We start from the raw sequence: 21,620 nt of genomic DNA on the forward strand, positions 1-21,620 counted from the left end.
TAAGCTCCATTTTACTAAAATTATCTGTCCTTTCGCATTAGCAACGTAACATCCATTGATAATTTCTTGCAAAAATGATAATCTCCTTTAATCACTTAGTCTATGAGTTAAGTCGAATTCAAGTACATAAAATTTATCCTCTGATCTAAAGCCAAATACACGATATTTTTGTGTTGTTCTGAACTTATAGATATGACTTTTAGGATAATAACTAGAGAATAAATCTTGATGCTCATATTTCTTATAAGCTAATCCAGCTTTATTTTCTCCCTTGCCACCCTGTTGAAGAATGTCACTCCAACTCATGTCGCGGAACATCCTGAAACTGTTAAAAAATTCATCTTCATCGGCCTTTGTTCCTAAAAACTCAAAGCTCTTCTCAGTATTTACTAAAGAAAAATCAAGTTTAGTGTCTTTGAAATAAAACTTACAATATTGTTCAAATTTTATAATTTGCTCATTGTACTGTTTTTCAATAAGAGATGTAAAAGAATAATAGTTAAGAAGGTTTTTTAATTTCTTGTCTTTAAATACCTCAAGCTGGTCTGTTAGGAAATCAGATGGTTTTAATGATATAATATGACAATCTCGTTCGTAACCCTCTGCCAAACAGCTATCATTAACATCTTTACCTAAATATTCATATTTATATTGCCCTCCACATTTCTTATTACTATCCCAAAATGGATCATTAATTATAGCACTAAGCTGAGATTTTAATTTTCTAATTTCATCAGACTTTCCCTCTCTATCTTTTGATATTAAAATTTCATGTAAAGATTTTTTATCATAAATTCTTTTTGAATATATATCAGATTTTTTCAATAGTGTGGTGACACCGCTTTTTTGCAAATTGAAAAAATGCAAAAGTTCAATTAAAGCAGTGTTTTGAAAATGTTCAAAAGATTCAAATTGATTTTGAAATGAGAGTTCATTTAGTAAAAGTTCCATATTATACCAATCCTAATAATTCGTCAAGATCATTGTCAAACTGATCGAACAAGTCGTCTCTTACATCCAAAATTTTCCCCATACTATTTAAATTAACGTTTATGTTATCGGATAGGTTGTTTTGATTCATTTCGAAAAATTGAATACTGATATCATCATTACAGATTTCCTTCCTGTAAACTGCCTTCCTAATTCCGTTGAAAATATGATCCGAATGAGTTTCAATAATAATCTGCACTCCAGATTTTGCAATAAATGCTAGAAATGAGGCTAATTCAGATTGCGCTTTAGGGTGGAGATGGATTTCTGGATTTTCAAGAATTACGGTGGCTCCTTTTTCAATATTTAAGCATAAGATAAGTATACCAATGATGTAACTGGTTCCAGCTCCAACGTGGTAGGGGCGAACATTTTTATTACCTTTGAATGAATAATTTGCAGTTATGATATTGCCTGAAATAATATTGTCAAGTGCGATTGTTACATTTAGAATTTTATTAAGCCAATAGTTTACATGAAAGTCTAGGGTACTGCTACTATTATCGACGATTCTTTCATTTACCACAATGTTTCGTGAGTTTTTATAGAAATAATCAATCAAAAATTCTGCATTTTCCCCAATAAAATTTTTGTTTGAGGTTATCTTATGATAAAAATCTTTAGGGCCAACCCTGTTTGCAGATATATAGTAAATAACTTTGTAGTTCCCTTCGGCTGAACTGATTATTTCATCTTCAGCTACCTCAATTTTGCATATGCTTGCTTCCTGTACTATTTCGATATAAACTCGTTCTCTACGGATAATGAAATTCCTAATCTCTTCAAAATGACCTAGATTAAGCCAGTGACTATTTAATGAGTAATCTGTCGTCAAGCAATTATCTATCAAAAGTAGTGATTGGATGGCTGAAGATTTTCCTGACGAATTCGTTCCACAGAACAATGTTAGATTCTTTAAATCAATTTTTATTTTATCAAAGCATTTAAAATTGTCTACTATTAATTTGTTTATCATCAGTTCGCCTTTATCAATTTTATGGATTGTTCGACAAGTGAAAATCTCCTTTGCACAGCTTTATTGCTGTCGACAGTATAGGTTAAGCTTTTTACAAAATTATCATCTTCTAAATTAGAAGATTTGAATTTCGTGTTTTCAATCAAATTTTTATAGGCCTGTCTTATCTGTTCTTCTTTTGTATAAAACTCATTTTCTAATTCTATAAAAAAGTAAACTAACACTTCAAATAAGGCCATGTTAATTGGTCTTCTGATTTTACCATCCCTGGGGAGTCTGAAACAATCATCTCCGAACAAGTAGTAGGCATTCTGCATAGCTTTATCGAAAGACTTTAACAAATTTGAATATGGTGAACCTATCGAAAGAATTTTTTCTTCAATTTCGTCAATCGAATAATTATCTTTATCCAATGCGCTAATATCAAAAGAGTACTGATTTAAGAATCTCATAGATTTCGACAAAAAGTCTTCCAAATCACTTCTGTATTCTATGAAAGCCCCATTTTCCTTGCTCATTTTTTTCTTCCAAAGATAAAATGAAATTGTCCTTAATACTAAATACCTATCTTTCATTCTAGTTGTGGGAATGTTTGAAGTTACAAGTTTAAAGGTATCAATTTTGCTTAGAGCCTTTAAGAATTTTGTCGAACTTCCTTGGTAAATAGCATTTCTCATTTCTTGATTATTTAGTCGAGTACCTCCGCGGTTAACTCTGTCAAATAAATCATAAGTAAGTCTTTCTGGGGTAGGTTCTTTAATTATATGTAGGACAAGATTAACGTCTTCGATTTTACCTCTAATATTTGAGTCTAAAAACTCTTTGTGCTTACTTTCTGGTGAAACACTCCGCTCTATTTCCTCACTAAATTTTCTACCATTGAATTCTTTTAAGATACTTAAGTTAGATAGGGAAAATCGATTGCCCATGAAATCGAAAATAGTTGAAAGACGTTGTCTACCATCAATTAAAATCCAATTTCCATCCTTGTTTTCTTTAATATAGAGTATCGGCAACGGTATTCCTATAATAATAGATTCAATGAGCTCAGATCTTTGTTTTTGGTTCCATACACCCTCCCGTTGAAACTCAGGATCAAGCTTAATTATGTCATTTTTGTATTTTCTGAAAAGTTGAAATGCAGAAAGAGTATCCCGAGCAATATTTATGTTTTTATACGGATAAACATCTTCTTCATTGCTCTCCGTATCTTCTAATGCGTCAATGCTTAAAGTTTGCTCGCCTTCGAAATCGATTTCTTCACTTTCATTATCTTGACCGTTAATCATAAGTTAAATTGAAATGGTTTTTAAATGTTCAAAAGATGAAACCACCAACAAATATACATAACAGAAAATTTAACAGTCCATAAACTATCAAATTAAGTGTTAAAAATAAAACTATGCGTTCGTTTTGTGAGACAAAAGCCGTATTACTGGATAAACTATTCCACCTGACCCTACTCGACGAAATAATAAAGTCCTAGGGATTACTTAGTATTGAGGCTCCGCTATTGATATCTATTGAGGCCTATTTACTATGGTTTTTCGTTTACCAACATATTTAGGAGATGGAAAAAGATTCATGAAATCATACAATAGTTGGTTTATGTATCAGGAAATCAAGATTGACAATTATTTTCTCTTTACATCAATAATCATTAGATTATGCCCAATAACTTTCCAATTACGCATGCATAACCTTAGACTCTTAAACCATTCAGAATCCAATCCAAAAGTAGAGGAATTTTACAGCGGGAACACCCAGTCACTTTTTTTAGGTGGCATAAAAGACCTCAACATCATAGTTGGTGCTAACAATACCCGTAAAAGCAGGTTTATGCGCACTGTTATCCGTATTTCACACAAGGTAATAATTGAATCTGCTGCTGACATTAACCAGCAAATCCATAAAGCAGGGGGAATTGATAGATGAACTGACGGAAGTTTCAAAAGATTTTGGAGTTGGCCTCATCCAGTTTGATCCTGTTTCCCTCAGCAATGAAGAATCTGCAATAATATCAAACTACTTACATAACAGTAGCGCAGACGGAAAAACATTAGTTGCAGAAAATCTGGCCGAGCTTATCAAGTCGATCACACAATCGTATCAGACGGCACTCGACGAGGCAAATTTTGACACTGGAGTTTATAAATTAAAAACCCTTAATATCCTTTCAAGGGCCATGCTTTATCTTTATAAACATTTCAGCAATCATGGGAACAAGATTGTTCACAAAAATTCTTACCCACAAGATGACCTCTTCCAGTACCTTGTCGGGAACTTCCCAAATCATGAACTTGGTAATGAAATTATAAATCTCGCTGAATTAATTAGCTGTATTGAGAAAATCAAAGCCTGGTCAGATCACTACGAAAGCCTCATCATTCATAAATACACAAAAAACACTTTATATATCCCTGCGCTGCGTACCTCCAGAAAACTTAGCGGAACAAACGGAACTGATATATATCAGGAAACCATCAGAGAAAACTACTTTAAAAGTGATGAAATAAGGGTGCAGATAGAAACCGGCCTTAAACTATATGAGAAAATCGATCTGGCAAGGAACGGTAACCGCGAAGACATCCGGAATTTTCACGCTTTTGAAAAGTTCATTGGCACCACTTTTTTTGGTTCAGAAGACATCCACATCATTCCTTACAGAAAAAAAGGGAATGAAAGTGATGGGATAAAAATAAGTATACCGGGCGAAATCGAAAATGTTTACATGCATGACCTGGGTGAAGGCGTACAGGCAATCATTAACCTGCTCTTCCCCATTTTCACAGCATCCCCTCTGCAATGGATATGCATTGATGAACCTGAAAATAACCTCCACCCGGGTTTTCAGAACATATTTATCCGGGCAATTACCCAGAATGAATACCTGAAAAACAAAAACCTGCGTTATTTCATCAATACCCATTCCAACCACATCCTTTCTGAATCCTTTTTATCCGGCAGTGACCCTGCAATATTCGTTTTTTCAAAAAGGGATGAAAAAGCTTCCAATATCCCACATTTCAGCCAGAACGAATACCAGACTTTAGAACTGCTTGGGGTGATGAATACCTCGGTACTCATTACTAACTGTAGCGTCTGGGTCGAAGGGGTGACCGACCGTTTCTACCTCCGGGCTTTCCTGAATGCTTTTTGCAAAACACTGGAACAGGATGATTTCATTCCCAGCGAAGGATACGACTACAGCTTTGTGGAATATGGCGGCAAAAACCTGGTCCATTACGATTTTGATAAGAAAGGGGATGATAACATCGCGGCATATTTCATCAACTCCAATGTATTTCTATTGGCAGACAATGACTTTGATCCCTTAAGACATGAAAAATACAGCAAAATCAATAGGCCAAATTTCAGATATGAACAGACTGATCTCCCTGAAATTGAAAACATTATTCCTGATAGAATCCTGAAAGACTTCCTATTGAACCACCTGGGTTGTGACCCCATCAGTGTCAATCCAATATTTCCAATCACAAACGTCACAGACAAAATGGGTATTATTTTCAACGGCGTTAAAAAGAAAGGAAAAAAAGTTGTCATCCAGGCTAAATCTGGCGGAACTTTAAAAAGTGATTATAAATCAAAACTCTCTCAGTATGTTTATGAACAGATCATAAAAGGAACCTATAGCTGGGCTGACCTGATGGAATCACCTCCACTCGACCGGATCATCCGGGAACTCTACACTTTCATTAAAATCAAGGGGCGGGTTAAGGTAACTGAAAGCCTTTAAATTTCCCGACTTAAAGCTAAATCATCCTGAAAAATAAAAGCAAAGGAATTCAAAAGAGTCCCTGAAAGCAGTTAACCACATGTTCATTTATCCCGAAAAAATAACAGCAAATAATTAATTTCACTTGCCTCTTCAGGCGTTTTACGCAGAAATTTTTTTGATTGATTAACCCACCTAAACTTAGAAATAATTGATAACCAATCTTATTTGGCATTTTTCCAAACCAATTTCGAATGAAATACTATAAAAGCGATAATCAATCAAAAAAAATGAACTAATTGGCTAGAGTAGTTGATAGTTTGTTTTTACCTAATGGTGTATGTTTAACCATGGTTTACCTCTTACTTGAACTAAACTAAAAGCTGGTAATAGGTAGATTTTTCTTGGGTCGTTATCGGGTATAAAGGGTAACATTTTCTAAAAACTGTTATCGAAGTCTACTAATTCTGGGTTTGAACCTTTGACTATGTTGTCATATAAATTTTCAATTTTCCTGTCTTCATGATTTCTAACTAATGCTATTCCAACCATTATGCTATTTTTATGACTTAAAAACAAATCTTCCTGAGTTCGTATGCGCTTCTCAATGTTTTCGAAAGATATTAAACTATCTAAAGTTTTAGATTTGTTTGTAAATGTTATTGAGTCAATTTTTCCTCGTTGATTTATGAAAATTGAAAAACTAAAGGAAAACGCTTTGTTTTTATATATTGGCAGATCGGAGATTATGCTTCCTTGTGCATTATAATAAGCTATTAAAGAATTCAATTCTTGACTTTAGCAAGTCTGTTACTTGGCTCCAGCCCGTTAGACTAGAAAGTACCAATAGTGTGAGTAATTAAAATTTATTTAAGATCATTTATTAAGATTTTTATTTGTTCACAGACTTTACTCTTCACCCAGTTTCTTTTGAATCTGATCAGGAGCAGCTCCCAAATTAAGCTTCATTTTTGCGGCATGTTATCACTTAAATGGTGAGCTTCAAAGTTATTAGGCAATTCCGAAGTATCAGGGATTTAAAATGCTCATAATATTAATAACTTCGCTACTAAAATTATATATTATGAAATTTAGAAAATTAACTCTCTTATCTATCATTAGTCTATCTTTTGGACTTAGTGGCTATGCACAAGATGCAATTACTTGGAGCACGTTCCGTAATGGCAGCAAAGTTGCCGATACTGTTGCACTAGGAGATTACTTGCCTCTGAAAGATAACGAAGTGTATGTTGAGACCATTGTCGAGTTACCAGGTATTTCTAAAGCTGAAATGTTTTCTCGCGCTAAAATAGCCATTCAAAAAACTTTTACCAGTAATAAAATGGGTACATCTAATTATGATGCAGAAGCTGGTATTTGCAGCATAAACAACTTCTATGATATCAGTGATATGACTGCTTTAAGTGCATTAGGATCAAATCCGAGTACAGATCAATATTACTTTAATGCGCTGATTTCTATTATAGTAAAGGATGGGAAATATAAAATCAAAATGGAAGTACCAAAATACACATATGGTCAGACCTCTCGATACCGATCATATTCTGACTTTCAATCGCAAAGCATGCCTGTTTCTGCCTTGGCAAACGCTCGACAAAATGGTAAGCGACAAAGAATGAGGGTCCTAAAGACTTTAAATGATAAGATGTTAGCAACCTTTAACTTGGTTCAAAGGGAAATGAGTAAAAAACTTGATAATGATTTTTAGTTTCTTGACAGCTCACGGCTAATTGCCGATGAGTCGTTTTTGTTCGTCTTTTAAGAAAAAACTTATAGTGTAGAATTCTTTGGCCTATCCAAAATCGCCATTTGATAGGAGATTGATATATTATATTGTGAGATAACTTCAACGTTTAATTAGTATAAGTTGATCTTTTACACTATAAATCGGTCTAAACTTACCGAACTCTTCATCTAAATCTAAACACCCCATCTAAAAGTAATTTAACGCACCTCCTTGAAGAACTGTCAGATTTTAATTATGCTACTATGCCTCCTGTATGGCACGCAGGTTTTAGCACAGCAAAGTTGCGAAGTGAAAGGCACGGCCATAGACTCGCTAAAAAAATCTATAGGGAATTTGACCGTTAAATTTTATTCAGAAAATGATTCTTTAAGCACGTTTACAACTGCGAATGGTCAATTCTCATTTGCGAAAGTAACCGGCAAGGAGTTTACCATAAATATTGGAGGGATAGGCTACCGAACATTAATTATGCAATACAAAATCCCTAAAGATGCACAGCAGATAGATTTAGGAAAACTGCAGCTTAAAGGCGGAGCAATTAACCTTGATGATGTTGTTATAAAGGCAAAACCGATAGCCATAAAATACAAGCAAGATACGGTTGAATATGATGCTAATGCATTTAATGTTCAAGATGATGACCGTGTTACCGATTTATTGAAGCAACTACCTGGCATCGAGGTTGATGAAAATGATAATGTAAGCGCAATGGGAAAATCAATGACAAAGCTGAGGGTAAATGGTGAAGATTTCTTTACCAATAATGTTAAAGATTTCATTTCACAACTTCCAGCAGGCATTGTAGCCAAGATACAGGTAATAGAAGATTTTGGAGATCAGGCAAACTTTACCGGAATAAAAACCGGTGATGCTCAAAAAATGCTAAACATTGTAACCAAGCCAGAAATGGATAACGGACAATTCGGAAATGCATATTTAAATGGCGGAACAAATAAACAAATTGGAGGTAATTTAAATGGAAATTTCTGGAAATCTTCAAAACAGATTAGTGTAAATACAGGCTATAATATAGCAGATAATGGCGCAGGACTTTCGCAAAGTAGAAACGCAGCCGTAAATATTAACAATAAGATTAACAAAACGATGCGATTTGGTGCTAGCTATGGTTACACAAAGAATGATAATAATTCTAGCTCCACGCAAATAGTAGAAACTGTGAACAATTTGGGCAAATTAAATAGTCAGCTCCAAAACACGAATTTTGCTTCAAATGGCGGTCATAGACTAGGCCTTACTTTAAATCGGACCAATAAGGATATTTATATCTTTGGGTCTGGGAGCTTCATCAACAACAATAATGAAACTATTTCAAACTCATTGAACAATCAATCGGGCTTTATCAGACAAGACTTTAAAAACAATTCTGTTAATAGCAGCAGTTCTCCAAACTTAAATGCAAGTTTAGAAATTTCTAAAAAATTCAGGAAGAATACCCTATCTGGTAACTTTGCTTTTTCTAATTCCTCAAATCGATCAAGACAAGATCTAATAACCAATACGTTATATTATAGGCCTGATGGAGGTTTGGAAAAAGACTCTTTATTAAACCGGAATGTGTATAATACAGGGAACAACAAACGCATTAATTTAGGCATCAGTTATAGCTTTTTGTTGGCAAATGATACCGTTTCCTTAAAAAGCCTATCATTCAATTATAATGGCTCTGCTAATGTTAGTCAAAATGATTTACAGACCTTTGTGTTTAATCCAGCTACACAATCATCCACCAGGGTTGATTCATTAAGTATATTTACAAAGAACAATACATTTAATCAGTCCCTTAACCTCAATTACCAACAAAGCGGGAAGAAAACACGATTGAATATGGGAATTAATATCAGCCCTAATGTTGTTAGAAATAACTACCCTGAATTAAATGCGACCTATAAAAATACTTTTTTTAATATTTCACCCAATATAAACTACAATAGAAATATTAGTTCTTCAAAATCTGTTTCTTTTAGCTATAATGGAAGGAATAGCAATCCTTCAATATTTCAAATGCAGCCTGTGAAAAACACGCAAAATTTGCAAAATATTATTATCGGCAATCCCAATCTCGAATCGTCATTCAATCATTCATTTTCATCCAACTTTAATTACTTTGATAAGAAGTCGAATATCTCCTTTCAAAGTGGCCTTGGAATTAATACAATTTCAAACGAAATTATTAACAACATCATTTTAATTCCAGATACATTAGGTGCATACAAACAAGAAACACGTTTTGAAAACGTAAATGGAAATTATGGCGTTAATGGAAATTACAACCTAAATATTCCGTTTAAGGAAAGAAAGTACGCGATTAGCTTAAGTGGATCTGTTGGTACATCGAGAAAAATTGCGATTATAAATAATAATAAAACGGCTAATACCGGAACCAACTTTTCACAGAACATTAGCAGCTCAATAAATTTAAAGAAGTTTACAGCAAATATGGGAATAACTTATAGTGTGAGTGCTAACAATAATAACAATGAAAACTTTGGCCAATTTTCTGTACCAGAACAAACTCCTTATAATCTGTTGCTTAATACAGGTCAATCTTTCTTTAGTACCAAAAGTTTTAATAGCAATCTCTCTGCATCTTTGCGTTTAAAGAACTTCCGGTTTTCGTTTAATGGGAATTTCAGCGCAAGCCATAACAATAATATTGACGATAATAATCCCTTTAATGTGAATACCAAAACACAATCACTTAACTTTGGTACATCAGGAAATGGGAACCTGTTTAAATCCTGGAATTTTAATTACAGCGCTAATAAAAGAATTAACAAAGGTTATAACCTGGCTAATATAAATCCATTGATAGTTAACCTTGGATTTGGAAAATCCTTTTTGAAAAATAAAGTTTTGTCTTGCTCCGTAAACGTGAATGATTTACTGAATGAAGGAAATAATATCTCACAAAGAGTATTGGGAAATTCAATTATTGAAAGTAGAAACAATCAGGTAATGAGGATTATCACCTTCGCATTGAGTTATAATCTTTCAGATTTCGGAGGTAAATCATTTAAATTAAGAAGCAATTAAGTTGCCTGCAAAAAATCATCAAACGAAACCTTTTTTACAAGAAGTTGCCAAAGATTTAATTGAAAATTTTTTGGGGTCACTCTCCAGTTTTAGTTTAGCATAAAGATCATAAGAAGAATCTTTTCACTATTAATTCCAGATTGTTAAAGTATTATTAAAATGATTCGTTAATTATATGTAAATTGCAATTCACTTAAAACAAGAATTAAACCACTTTTATGAAAAAATCACTCTATTTTGCAATTCTCTTACCTTTTATCTCTATGGGTTTTAATGTTAAAAATAAACCAGTGAATACCGTTATAAACCACAAAGATTGTAATGCCACAACTAAAAAAAATGAAAATTTTTCAATCCTAAACAGAATACCTACAAATGAAGCAATCGGTCCTTATTATTTAGGAGCTACAATCTGTGTCTCTAACAACGGAGGATATAAGTTAGTAATGCAGACAGATCATAATTTAGTTCTCTATAACAATTATTCAAATTCAGCGCTTTGGGCATCCAACACTCAGGGCATGAGTGGAATTTTGCGAGCCGATTTTCGTTATGATGGTGAGTTATATTTGGCTGGAGGTTATACATATTGGCAAGCAAACGTTAGAATGTCTGCACCATATCTCACTTTTAAGTGGGTACTCCAAGATGATGGTAACCTTTGTAGATATACATATGACTCTAATGGAGTAGCACATCCAGAAGTTGCATCTACAGATACTCAAGGAGGGCGTAGAAGTCCTCATCAAGGTAAAATACTTTATCATGGATAGCATAAATAATTATTTTAAATTTTATACCAAATAAATAAACCTATTATCTATTGGTATAATTATCAGTGGCGAAATATTATTAATAAACAAGGGCGGTATTTGATACAGTCATGGTCGGAAGATTTTTTTTCCGACTTTTTTGTTTTAAGGAGGTTAGTTTTGTTAAACTAAAATACCTATCTAGCTTTTCGTTCAATAAATATTTGATTCCTCAAATGGATCAAACTCGGCTTCAAGTCCTTCCTCCATAATTCGACCACTTTCATACCTATTGCCATCGGTATCGATTAAATATGGGAAGCAATAAAATCTGGTATTATTAATTTTAAGATCTGGAAACTGAAAGTCAATAACAGCTTCTTTTATGAAATCTTTGTGAAATCCATTTGCTGTTAATTCCTTATTTATAATTTCCTTTAATTCTTCTACATTCTGTATCAACGGCCGTATATTTAATTTTCCGGACTGAATGTGGCTTTCATGACATCCAACGAAGCTTCTGCTAAGTGAAGGTGCTTCGTAGCGTTTAATAACTAGTCGCCCATATTAGCTTCCGTTGTAATAACGTTCGGTTCCAAAAAAGCTCTTTGTTATGAGGTATTCCCTTTAAGTTTTTACGTTTTGGCATCAGTATGACTAAAGTAACTATTATAGATTTAGGCATTCGTAACGATATTCGCGAATTTTAGATTGTGACCTAATGGAGCCTTGGCTGATTCCTTTGTTCCCTAGTTTTTGTAGATCGTTTTCCTCGTTGGCGTAATTAGCATTTAATTAAAATACAACTGAGAGAAAATAGATTAACGAATCATTCCTTCGTTTTTTGAAACGAATCAAGCTGTGTATTGAAACAAAGTGTATTTCAAGAAATCACCGTTGAATGAGAAAATGCTTCTAATTCAAAAAATATATTATCTTCCAGCCGAATTAAGACAATATTTAAAATGAGGTATCCCTTTTTGTTGCTGTTTGTTTTCAGTTTGTTAAACAGCCTGGCTCAGTGCCAGGAGATTTACTCCAAAGCCTATGGAAATCCTAAAAATCCCTCTATAATCTTTATCCATGGAGGACCACGAGGCAATGCAACGTTGTTTGAAGGCACAACCGCAGGATTAATTGCTAAAAAGGGGTACTATGTCATTGTTTATGATCGCCGAGGCGAAGGACGATCCATCGACTCTTCAGCAGCAATTACTTTTACCGAGGCCATCAATGATCTTGACCAGCTCATGGAAAAGTATAAAATAGAGAAGACTTCAATAATTGGTCATAGTTTTGGCGGTATCGTTGCCACACTTTATGCATCTGCCCGATCAGAAAAAGTTGAACGACTAATACTAGTTGACGCATTGTTCTCCCAACAAGAAACTTATGATCATATTTTGCGGAGTATCACGAAACTTGCGAGAGCAAAAGAAGATACCGCTTCCTTGAGGAGTATTTCTCTTATCAGCTCCTTAGACCGTAGAAGTGCAGACTATCGCAAACTCTGCTACGATCTTGCTTCTACATATGGTTATTTCAATATGCCTTATCCTACTTCAGAATCTAAGCAGCTAGAATTGCACTACCAAAATAGCGAGTATGGAAGGACTAACATCCGCAATGACAAAGCCCCACTGCTTTTCTATAAAAACGAAAGGCAAGTAAATATTGATATCAAAAAAAAATTGATTGGCATTCAGAAAACGAAGGTAAAACTATTCGGCATCTATGGAAGGCAGGACCAGATTTTTTCCAGGAAGCAATTGGCCGACATTCGACAGCTTATTGGGGACAAACGCTTTGATCTTATAGATAACTGCTCACATTATCCATTTGTGGATCAGCAACAACGGTTTATTGATGACATCAAGAAGTTTATGATGTAACAGAGCATAAAGATTGCTAGAATCTCGCTAAATAGTATCTAAATACCGTTGATCATTTTTTCTGTAGTTTTTTTATTTCTTCGTTTTGTGAGACTAATTTAAAGGCGAATCTGAATACCTATCAAAAATTCACCGTTTTTTAAGAACGTTCATCATCATTTGTTTTATTAACAGTTTACCCATCTTTTTGTCCCATTTTGTTTTAGACAGTTATCACAATTTATTTCGCACACTACTTATATAATAATTAAGTATGTATATTTATATAAAACATGTAATATAAATGAAGAATAATTTGTATCATCATACTAATTATTTATGTAAATATATGACGCATCGGTACCATCTTCTTTGAACTTAACCTTAAATCTATATATATATATATGAAAAAAAAACTATTATTATCGGAATGGAGGCGTTACTTATTCCTAGTGTCAATGTTAACACTTATCGTTATATCCTGTAAGAAAGATAAAGGGTTAGCACCAGTGGATGAAAATAATACCGTCCTATCTAAAAATTCGCCAGACTATTTGAAAAGGCTTAGTGCAATTAAAGAAAAGTATTATAGCTTTAAATTTGATCAGAGGCTAATAGCTAATGTTAACCAGAAATACTCTTGGGTACCAGATTGGGAACACCCCAGGTCACAAATTGTAAATGATACAGTTTCCTATGTGTTTTTTCCACTCGTAGCATATGTAACAGAAAATAATAAACCAAAAAAGATAAGTGAGCTTAGATCTGCAAATTACTTAATGGTAAAAAATGAAAAGGAATTTTATAAAGCATTTTACTATCAGTCTATCTCTTCTGCAAATACAGAAACATCTGAGTTGGCCATCGATAACTTTACCGGTAATCTGCTCTTAACAAATTTTGAAAATGGCAAAAGTTATTTGTTAGATTACGTCGACGGGAAGGTCAGTCAAGGTTACCAAAAGAAAAAAATGCTTGCATTGAATAAACAATCTATCACTAAACCAGGGAGTATTTCATATTGGGAAAGTATATGTCGAACAGAACTAAAATTCTGTAAATTCGCTTCCGATGGACCAACTAATTGTAATTCGGGTACAGTTCATATTATTTATAGCCCCGATTGTAATTGGCCACAAGGAAATTGTGGAGGTAATTATAGTTTAGTTGATTCCAGCGAGGTTACTGTATGTGAGGATCAATGGTTTCCGGACCCACCTACAGACCCTGGAGACAACGGCGGAGGCACTGGTGGTGGTGGTGGAGATTCAGGAACAACAACCGAGGAATTCAATCAAAGAATTAACCTGGCTGAATTAAGTCCCTGTGCGTCCTCAGTATTGAGTTCACTTATGTACCAAAGCCAAGGATCGGTAGTGGCAATGATTCAAAAATTTTCCGGCGAGGTGCCAGGATATACTTGGAATTTAAAAAATGGAACCTTACCTGATTATGTAAATGGTTCTACAAACAAAACCACCGGGGGGGCCAGTACCACAATAGATATAGCGAAATATAAAAATGGTACTGATCTAGCATTAGCAAGGACTTTGCTTCATGAAGCGGTACATGCTTATCTTGTATCGTATTTTGCAAATAATCCAGCTCTTGCTCAACTAAGTTATCCAGATATGTTAGTAGAATGGGAAAAACAAAAACACCCAACTCTAAATGATGTGCAGCATATTGAAATGACGATTGAATTCAAAAATGATATAGCTGCTGGTTTGAGAGAATATGGTGATATGCATAATTATAGTTTCTCCAGTCCTGAAGAGAAGAATCAATTCTACAGTGATATGGCCTGGGGAGGATTAGAACAAACGCCGGCATATAAGAGCCTTAGTGTTTCGGATCAAAATAGAATTCTGGATACTATAGTTGCTGAGCAGTATGGTACGGATAGAACTGGAACACCTCAGGCAGGTAAGGGAACACCATCCGGATGTTAGATATTTAAATAAAATAATTATGAAAAAAGAATTTTTGTTTATAACAATAATATACATTGGTTTAGTTGGCTGTTCGATAAACCGTCAAGGTACATATAGTCAATCTTTATTTAAAACCAAAAGCGATAAAGTAGTTATTACTGGAACTGTGTATGACACAGAAAGGAATAATCGAACTTTACCAGGTGTGGCCATAAAATCTACTGATACTACATTTTTGACACGAACCGATCGGGATGGGCAGTACAAATTAGAACTCAAACCAGGAAAATTTGTTTTACGTGCTTCTTACATTGGCTATTTGCTTTCATCAACCAAATCGCTTAACCTGGTAAAGGGTGATTCTTTAGTTGTAGATTTTGTAATAAAAGAATCTAATGAGAGAACTATAAACTAATCATCCATAGTTTCTGGTAGATAAATTAAAACCTTAAGAAGCTGTCTTACTAAATGAGGCAGCTTTTTTATGTATAAATCAATCCTATGTGCTATTTCTTGGTTGCTCTCTAGAGATCTTTAATTATTCACCGTTTTTCTGCAGTTTGCGAGATTGTATCCAGTGCATGTGCTCCCTTCCGGTAAATCAAAGGTCTGTCAAACAGCCTTGATTATGCATATTGTAGTAACATGAACTGAACAGATGAAATTCAATTTCCTATCCACTTAAAAGGAAGATGGTATTTGAAGTGACGAATAATTTTCAAAGGGAATGCGCACTACTGTCAGGAAATATTGACCTTCCGAAAAGTAGCTGATGGAGGCATGGTTCCCATAGACATGTGTCAAACGCTGCTGAATATTTAATAATCCGGTATGCAGTCCGGTATCATTAATGCCGTCACTTTTCAGGTTCTTGGTTTCAATGACTAAGGTTTCTTCCTGTCTGAAAACTAAAATGCTGCCCGGGATAGTAGCGTTACTCAGATCACCATGCTTAAGCATATTTTCGACCAGGGACAATAAAACAAATGGGATAATCTGTGCTTTTTGGCAGCCGGGCTCGCAGTCGAACCGAACATAGGAGTTATGCTTTTTGATATGGGTAATCTTAAGCAGGTTTTCCACCTGTTCAATTTCCTCACTGATATTTATTTTCTCTGGTCCGCGTTCACTTGATAGGGCATATCTTAAGAGCTTGGAAAGGTAACGCACAGTCTGCGCAATCCTTGGTGCTGACTTTCTGGTATGGTCATAAATGTAACTCAGGCTGCTTAACATAAAATGTGGGTTGATCTGTGCTTGCAGGTAGGCATTTCTGGCATTGGCCAGTTCCAGCGCGAGTTTTGACTTTTGCACTTCCGCGTTCGATGCAGCTTGCTGCATTTCCGCTGCTTGCTGGAGTATGGTGACCCGGTTTTGAAAAAGAAAAACAGTACTGCCTATTCCCATGAAATAAATCCCCCGCCATATTGTTGCCGCAATAAAAATTTCATCAAGACCTGCGCTTGCAAAAAAATCAGCCTCGCTGATATAGCCCAGGAGCCTGTCGGCAAAGTTGCTTGCCATCAAATATAACATCAGTGCGAAGGGTATGGCTATGGCCAATGTCATTATCCGCCGTCTGTCTCCTCCCAAACTAAATGGAAGAATCCAGCCGGAAAGGGTGTAGGCCAGTGAAATATTGATGGCATAGTGAACTAAATAGTTTTCCAAATTAGCCAGTTTATCATGTACCGTATAGATGGAAATAATTTCATAAGCAGCAAACAGTGCCCATAGCAGGGGATGCCAGCGGTATTTTCTAAATAATGTTTTCATATTTTCCTTCTTTTTAAGGCTTTCACCAAGGGAACTGAGGACTTGGCCACGGGCGATCTTTTAGGGCGGTCAGTACGGCTAGTTTTCCGGAATGAAAGCAATCAATACTCCAAAATTGAGTAGGAAAACCGTGTTTGTTTTCCGCTCAGCAGCAAAAAGGGATCGTCAAACCACTGATCCCACCACCACAACCTTGACCATCATTACCACCACGCACGATGGTAATTTGGGCAAAAAGTGAAAGCTATTTTCGGCGGGTTTTCAGATAAACCTGTTTAAACCAGTCCATGAAACTAGCATTATAGTTGGGGGACATGATCACCTGATAACCTTTCAGGTATAAGGTGTTCCCCTCTACTTCGTCCAATTGATCCGAGTTGATGATATACGAGCGTTGAACGCGGTAGAACTTTAGATCGTTCGCTAAACGCTCTTCTATTTCTGTAAAGGTCATATATACAGAGTAATCACCACCTGTAGTATAAAAATGGATGTGGTTGTTGGCCCCCTGGATATAGATAATGTCCCGTTTAAGCACTTTGATGAGTCTTTTTGTTTCCGGGTTTTTTCTAAGCATGAAAGCCTCATCGGTTTCCGTATCAATCCTGTGGGGTTGGAAGTATTCCTGGATGACCACATTGGTTTTTTGCGCGAACTCAGAGAGGTCGAATGGTTTGAGTAGATAGTGTCTGACCCTTAAATCAAATGCTTCGATAGCATAATCTGGATGCGAGGTGGTAAAGATGATGTGATGCGGAGAATCTTTCAGACTCTTCACCAGCGTGATTCCCGACATACCTGGCATGTCGATATCCAGATAGACCAAATGCGGGACGGTTTCCCGGATTAATGCTGCTAATGCGGTGATGGCCTTGGTATAGGTTCCTTTTAACGAGATGCCTGGTAGCTCGGTGATGTAGTCGTTCAGGGTATTGATCGCGCCGGCTTCATCATCAATGATGAGACAAGGAATAGTTTTTTCCATAAGATTCAATGAGTTAGGCTAGCCCTAAATTACGAAATATTCCTTTAAGGGGTGTATTTGTAAAAGGATGGGTATTCAGGTGTGACCAAATGAATCAAATAAGCAAGCTAATGAAATGTTGATGAGGATTTCGCTGGCCAATGGAATGATCTTTTAGCTTACCTTACTGCCATCCGGTTATTGCAGTAAAATTATGATGGTCTGTAATATCTTCCTACAGCTTTCGCAGTTCAGATGGTACAAAAAAGCAACAAAGGGTTCGATAGTGTTAGGTTAAGTTTTTGAGCAAGGGGGTGACTGTATTCGCAGAATAGTGGAACGTGATGTTTCGATAGAACAGCCTGTTGGGACACAAGATTCGTTACTGGATTAATTTAGTCGAGGCCCGCCTGGAAATCAATTCCGTAATCAAAATTTGTCAGTTCTGAGGGATGGATTTTGAGACCTACTGCAAGGCGCTTGAGGGTAATAAAATCCGGTGCTGTTTCTCCTTTTTCGTATTTGATAATCTCCCCGGTATTGACGCCGCTATTGGCATAAAGTTGTCGGTAAGATAGATTTCTGTCCTCCTTGAGTTTCTTTAAGTGTGCGCCGAACTTTTTCAGGATTTCTCTTTCTTTCTCACTGATCATGGATAACTTTTGAGTCGTCCAATGTCAAATTTTATTTATTTTAAGATGTCAGGTAATTACTTGACATTTTCAATTTTTTTTGATACGTTTACTTCAGGTAAGAGCAAAAACAGGGCAGCATTTTACCCATAGTTCAATGATTTAGGCGATTATTTACTTGGGTTGCCCTGTTTGTGTGATGACCGCCCATAGATATGGTTTCAGCTCGTTGTTCATGACAAGGATGCTGTCGTGCGGTAAGCCAGTGGCTAATCTCCATCGTTGAGCCTCAGGTAGCGGTCCAGGTATTTTTCCTCGATCCGGCCACGGAGCTCCGGCCTGCAATGCCAAAAGGCTTCCAATCTTTTTTCTCCCGCTTTGATCTGGAGGACGGCTTCTTTGTTGATTTGCCTGCTAAGCGAGCCCGTACTGATTTTCCGGTAGATTAAGCTGATGGTGATCAACACTTTCGGCAAAAAGGTATAATGCTTTTCTTCAAGCGCGAGCAGGGTTGTATCCTCTAAAAATAACAGCTTTGCTTGTTGAACCAGTGCCGGATCAGCTGGCGGTAAGGCCGGTAGAAAATCACCCTTTGCATAGAATTCATGTACACCTACTTCCTGGCCCGCGATGGTTTTGGAGCAAAGCATGGCAAGTCCGCTGTCGATACAGGGGATATACAGGTCGTTTAGCTCCTGCGCATTCACTAAAGTGCCTTTTTTATACTTGAATTCCTGCAGGGCAACGGTGAGGTAGCTGGCCAGGCCTAAGGGCAACTCATGATGCCGGGCGAGTGCCCTGAGGTAACGTTCAGTTTTCATATTTTTTTTTATGCAAAGAAAGGCGCTTTTGGAAAGCTGTCAAGTTGCTGGATTAGCAACCCCAATTGTCCCCCTCTGCCGTATGAGTTGTTCGTGAAGGAACTAAAGCCCATGGCATGCGCATTTTTAACCGTACCGGTATGGGATTTTTCTGGCAGATCAGCAGGTTTGGCCACGCTGTTTGAGCATTTGACCAAGGCGGTTCTTTGGTTTCGGTGCTGCTGACGATAATCGGTCTGCCGGGAAGGCTGATCAGTTCAGGTCCTGGCTTTCTACATTAACTTTTCAGTGATGAAGGATAACCGCGAACCTGTAAGAAAATTATTTGCTATCCTGTGTAGCTATAAAATCCAGCCTGAGGCGCTGCATTTTTATCTGCTGGAGAAAGTACGTGCCCGTTTTTTTGCCGCAAAGGAGGTGCTTTACGATCACCAGAGGGTAGTCCGGGATGCGGTTTTTGTTTATTCCGGTTTTCTGCTAATTTATGGCTTTGATGAAATGGGGGACAGGCAGTTGCTGGGGATTCAGGGAAGTGGCCGTATTCTGCTCAGCAAAAGTTTTACCCGCCAGACCTCCTCTGATTTGGAACTGGTGGCTCTTGCCGGCACCTATCTGCTGCTGATGAGCCATGCGGATGTCTTGCAGATTTTTCGGCGTTTCGATGGAACAGAAAAGGTGGCCAGGATCATTATGGCGGATTATGCGGAAGCTGAACAGCTTCGTCTGCTGCTGCTAAAAGAGCGGGCGGAGAAAGTGATTCTGTCCTTTTATCAGAATTATCCGGAATTTCTTACAGGTGGATTATTGCTGGATATAGACATTGCTTCCTACTTGCTGATCGGGGTGCAAACCCTGCGAAACGTGCGCATGAAGTTAATCCATCAGGGGCGGCTTTGATGATCCTATTGAAGTAATTGTTTTTTAAATGTGCAGATGCATACTTTTTGGGATGTCAGGCGCTTTGGCTGATGGCGAAATTAGCTATTGTTTAATCACACCGAAAACTGCTTAATCTAAAAAACATGACGCACTCCAGTCCAGCCCTATCTCGTCCGGTTTCCAATGTTGATTTCAGCCAACTCCTTTTAGATCACGGGCTGAGCTGGGAGCTGGATGGCTATTATCTCCTTTGCGGAGACAGGATCACCACTGAAACCCATAAGATGTACTTTTCTGTAGTGGTCAGTCAGATTCCTGCTTTCCTTAGCCAGTTGATTCCGGTACTGGCGAGCGAGCAGATCAGTTTTGCCGTGGTTAAGGATGAGCAATCAGCTATCACCATCCTGAATGGCTTGGCAGGAGCAGCCCATGTCGGAAAAGTGCTCATGATTCCAATTCCAAAAGATCTGGATAATTTCCTTTCGCTGATCGGGCCGGTGCTCACAGGCTTTCGGGGCCCTGTTGTCCCAGGCAAGTGCCGGCTGGCCGGTCATGTCTATATCGATCGCGAAGTCACCGGATTGAAGCCTGACCAACCAAAAGTGCAGGTATTGGCGGGAAAATACCTGGTGCTTTCCTCGCTTAAGAAGGATCCCAAAGGGGAGGTGCTTAAAGCACTGTATCTATCGGGGTGGTTTTGTCCAAAACGCTGCATCATCAAGGAAGGAAAAGCGCTGATGATTTGTGATGCTGCGCTGCGGGATATGGGGGATCGACTGAAATGGCAGGCAGCATTGCTTAATCGCCTGGAAGACATCATTGCTGTTCCCCTGGTTCTGGAGCTGTTCACTGAGAATGGCAACACCTATCTGGTCCTGGAAAGGGTTTCAGGTCAATCCATGGGCAAAGTGATTGAAAAAGTGTATGGCGGAAAGGATTGGTCAATGCTGAAAAGGCAGCAGCGGTTTCGCTTGATTGCTGCTATGGTCAAGATCCTATCAATGGTGGAGCAAGTACACCTGCGGGGACTGTTGCACCGGGATTTGAGCACAGCGAATTTCCTGCTGGATCAAAAGGGTGATGTGTATTTGATCGACTGGGAACTGGCCTTTGATCTGCAAAGACAATATCCTTTGCCTCCTTTTGGATTCGGTACACCTGGTTTTATTTCCCCGGAACAAAATTTAGGCAAGATCCCCACGGTCAAAGAAGACATCTATGGACTCTCAGCCTTAATGCTGAGTTGCTTTACTGGCATCAAACCCAGGGAATTCCGGATGGAGGACAATGCGTACCTAAAGGCCTTTGTTTTGGCCAAAACCGAAGACCAGGCGCTTGCAGAGGTCATTGCCCGCGGATTGAAGGCTGATCCGGACCAGCGACCCGTACTATCAGAATTACAGGCGGTCGTGGAAAACATGCCAGTCAGGATAAACGCCGGGTCTGAGGATTACTTCTAAAACATCA

Annotated in this window: 19 protein-coding genes; 11 read left to right on the top strand and 8 right to left on the bottom strand. The window is 37.2% G+C overall.

Annotation, left to right across the window (positions count from 1 at the left end; genetic code table 11):
- Positions 1 to 87 precede the first annotated feature (87 nt).
- From OQX64_RS02470 to OQX64_RS02480, 3 genes are read right to left on the bottom strand one after another with little or no spacing between them, the layout of a single operon-like run.
- On the bottom strand, positions 88 to 951 hold the full coding sequence (locus OQX64_RS02470; protein ID WP_265817438.1) for a hypothetical protein: 864 nt from the start codon (positions 949 to 951) through the stop codon (positions 88 to 90).
- Position 952: 1 nt separating this feature from the next.
- Positions 953 to 1,966 carry an AAA family ATPase gene (locus OQX64_RS02475; protein WP_265817440.1) on the bottom strand — a complete coding sequence of 338 codons (1,014 nt, stop codon included), beginning with the start codon at positions 1,964 to 1,966 and terminating at the stop codon, positions 953 to 955.
- Positions 1,966 to 3,255, bottom strand: coding sequence for a DUF262 domain-containing protein (locus tag OQX64_RS02480; RefSeq protein ID WP_265817442.1), 1,290 nt, complete (start codon positions 3,253 to 3,255; stop codon positions 1,966 to 1,968). The genes OQX64_RS02475 and OQX64_RS02480 overlap by 1 nt, the downstream gene beginning before the upstream one ends.
- 403 nt (positions 3,256 to 3,658) lie before the next feature.
- Between OQX64_RS02480 and OQX64_RS02485 the strand changes: the two genes are divergently transcribed.
- The 5 genes from OQX64_RS02485 to OQX64_RS02505 all read left to right on the top strand — a co-directional run bounded on the left by OQX64_RS02485 (position 3,659) and on the right by OQX64_RS02505 (position 11,297).
- The gene (locus tag OQX64_RS02485) at positions 3,659 to 3,901 is read left to right on the top strand and encodes a hypothetical protein (RefSeq protein WP_265817443.1); all 243 of its coding nucleotides are present in this window, start codon (positions 3,659 to 3,661) and stop codon (positions 3,899 to 3,901) included.
- Positions 3,891 to 5,723 carry an AAA family ATPase gene (locus OQX64_RS02490; RefSeq protein ID WP_265817445.1) on the top strand — a complete coding sequence of 611 codons (1,833 nt, stop codon included), beginning with the start codon at positions 3,891 to 3,893 and terminating at the stop codon, positions 5,721 to 5,723. The genes OQX64_RS02485 and OQX64_RS02490 overlap by 11 nt, the downstream gene beginning before the upstream one ends.
- A gap of 1,063 nt (positions 5,724 to 6,786) precedes the next feature.
- Complete coding sequence (locus tag OQX64_RS02495) at positions 6,787 to 7,431, top strand: DUF4468 domain-containing protein (protein WP_265817447.1); 645 nt, start codon at positions 6,787 to 6,789, stop codon at positions 7,429 to 7,431.
- 249 nt (positions 7,432 to 7,680) lie between these two features.
- Complete coding sequence (locus tag OQX64_RS02500; protein WP_265817448.1) at positions 7,681 to 10,524, top strand: outer membrane beta-barrel protein; 2,844 nt, start codon at positions 7,681 to 7,683, stop codon at positions 10,522 to 10,524.
- Positions 10,525 to 10,742: 218 nt separating this feature from the next.
- Positions 10,743 to 11,297 carry a hypothetical protein gene (locus OQX64_RS02505; RefSeq protein ID WP_265817450.1) on the top strand — a complete coding sequence of 185 codons (555 nt, stop codon included), beginning with the start codon at positions 10,743 to 10,745 and terminating at the stop codon, positions 11,295 to 11,297.
- Positions 11,298 to 11,489: 192 nt separating this feature from the next.
- Here the strand turns inward: OQX64_RS02505 and OQX64_RS02510 are convergent, their stop codons facing one another.
- On the bottom strand, positions 11,490 to 11,738 hold the full coding sequence (locus OQX64_RS02510) for a hypothetical protein (RefSeq protein ID WP_265817451.1): 249 nt from the start codon (positions 11,736 to 11,738) through the stop codon (positions 11,490 to 11,492).
- A gap of 503 nt (positions 11,739 to 12,241) precedes the next feature.
- Between OQX64_RS02510 and OQX64_RS02515 the strand changes: the two genes are divergently transcribed.
- The 3 genes from OQX64_RS02515 to OQX64_RS02525 all read left to right on the top strand — a co-directional run bounded on the left by OQX64_RS02515 (position 12,242) and on the right by OQX64_RS02525 (position 15,496).
- Positions 12,242 to 13,168 carry an alpha/beta fold hydrolase gene (locus OQX64_RS02515; RefSeq protein ID WP_265817453.1) on the top strand — a complete coding sequence of 309 codons (927 nt, stop codon included), beginning with the start codon at positions 12,242 to 12,244 and terminating at the stop codon, positions 13,166 to 13,168.
- 383 nt (positions 13,169 to 13,551) lie between these two features.
- Positions 13,552 to 15,099, top strand: coding sequence for a hypothetical protein (locus OQX64_RS02520; protein WP_265817454.1), 1,548 nt, complete (start codon positions 13,552 to 13,554; stop codon positions 15,097 to 15,099).
- 19 nt (positions 15,100 to 15,118) lie between these two features.
- Entirely contained in the window at positions 15,119 to 15,496 is a 378-nt protein-coding gene (locus OQX64_RS02525) for a carboxypeptidase regulatory-like domain-containing protein (protein WP_265817456.1), read from the top strand.
- Between the two features lie 266 nt (positions 15,497 to 15,762).
- On the opposite strand, the gene OQX64_RS02530 is transcribed toward OQX64_RS02525, so the two are convergent.
- Positions 15,763 to 16,857, bottom strand: a complete 1,095-nt coding sequence (locus OQX64_RS02530; protein ID WP_265817457.1) for a sensor histidine kinase — start codon at positions 16,855 to 16,857, stop codon at positions 15,763 to 15,765.
- A gap of 91 nt (positions 16,858 to 16,948) precedes the next feature.
- On the opposite strand from OQX64_RS02530, the gene OQX64_RS02535 reads away from it, so the two are divergent.
- Positions 16,949 to 17,098 carry a hypothetical protein gene (locus OQX64_RS02535; protein ID WP_265817459.1) on the top strand — a complete coding sequence of 50 codons (150 nt, stop codon included), beginning with the start codon at positions 16,949 to 16,951 and terminating at the stop codon, positions 17,096 to 17,098.
- A 3-nt stretch (positions 17,099 to 17,101) separates the two neighbouring features.
- Here OQX64_RS02535 and OQX64_RS02540 read toward each other — a convergent pair whose 3' ends face one another.
- The 3 genes from OQX64_RS02540 to OQX64_RS02550 all read right to left on the bottom strand — a co-directional run bounded on the left by OQX64_RS02540 (position 17,102) and on the right by OQX64_RS02550 (position 19,274).
- On the bottom strand, positions 17,102 to 17,842 hold the full coding sequence (locus OQX64_RS02540; RefSeq protein WP_265817460.1) for a LytR/AlgR family response regulator transcription factor: 741 nt from the start codon (positions 17,840 to 17,842) through the stop codon (positions 17,102 to 17,104).
- A gap of 374 nt (positions 17,843 to 18,216) precedes the next feature.
- Positions 18,217 to 18,474 (bottom strand): helix-turn-helix domain-containing protein, encoded by a 258-nt coding sequence (locus OQX64_RS02545; protein WP_265817461.1) that lies wholly within the window; start codon positions 18,472 to 18,474, stop codon positions 18,217 to 18,219.
- A gap of 248 nt (positions 18,475 to 18,722) precedes the next feature.
- The gene (locus OQX64_RS02550) at positions 18,723 to 19,274 is read right to left on the bottom strand and encodes a hypothetical protein (RefSeq protein ID WP_265817462.1); all 552 of its coding nucleotides are present in this window, start codon (positions 19,272 to 19,274) and stop codon (positions 18,723 to 18,725) included.
- A gap of 291 nt (positions 19,275 to 19,565) precedes the next feature.
- Here OQX64_RS02550 and OQX64_RS02555 point away from each other — a divergent pair, with 291 nt between their 5' ends.
- Both OQX64_RS02555 and OQX64_RS02560 read left to right on the top strand, forming a co-directional pair.
- Positions 19,566 to 20,171 (top strand): Crp/Fnr family transcriptional regulator, encoded by a 606-nt coding sequence (locus OQX64_RS02555; RefSeq protein ID WP_265817463.1) that lies wholly within the window; start codon positions 19,566 to 19,568, stop codon positions 20,169 to 20,171.
- Between the two features lie 125 nt (positions 20,172 to 20,296).
- Positions 20,297 to 21,613 carry a serine/threonine protein kinase gene (locus tag OQX64_RS02560; protein WP_265817464.1) on the top strand — a complete coding sequence of 439 codons (1,317 nt, stop codon included), beginning with the start codon at positions 20,297 to 20,299 and terminating at the stop codon, positions 21,611 to 21,613.
- Positions 21,614 to 21,620: the final 7 nt, after the last annotated feature.

This window comes from Pedobacter sp. GR22-10 (genome assembly GCF_026239715.1).
GTDB lineage: Bacteria > Bacteroidota > Bacteroidia > Sphingobacteriales > Sphingobacteriaceae > Pedobacter.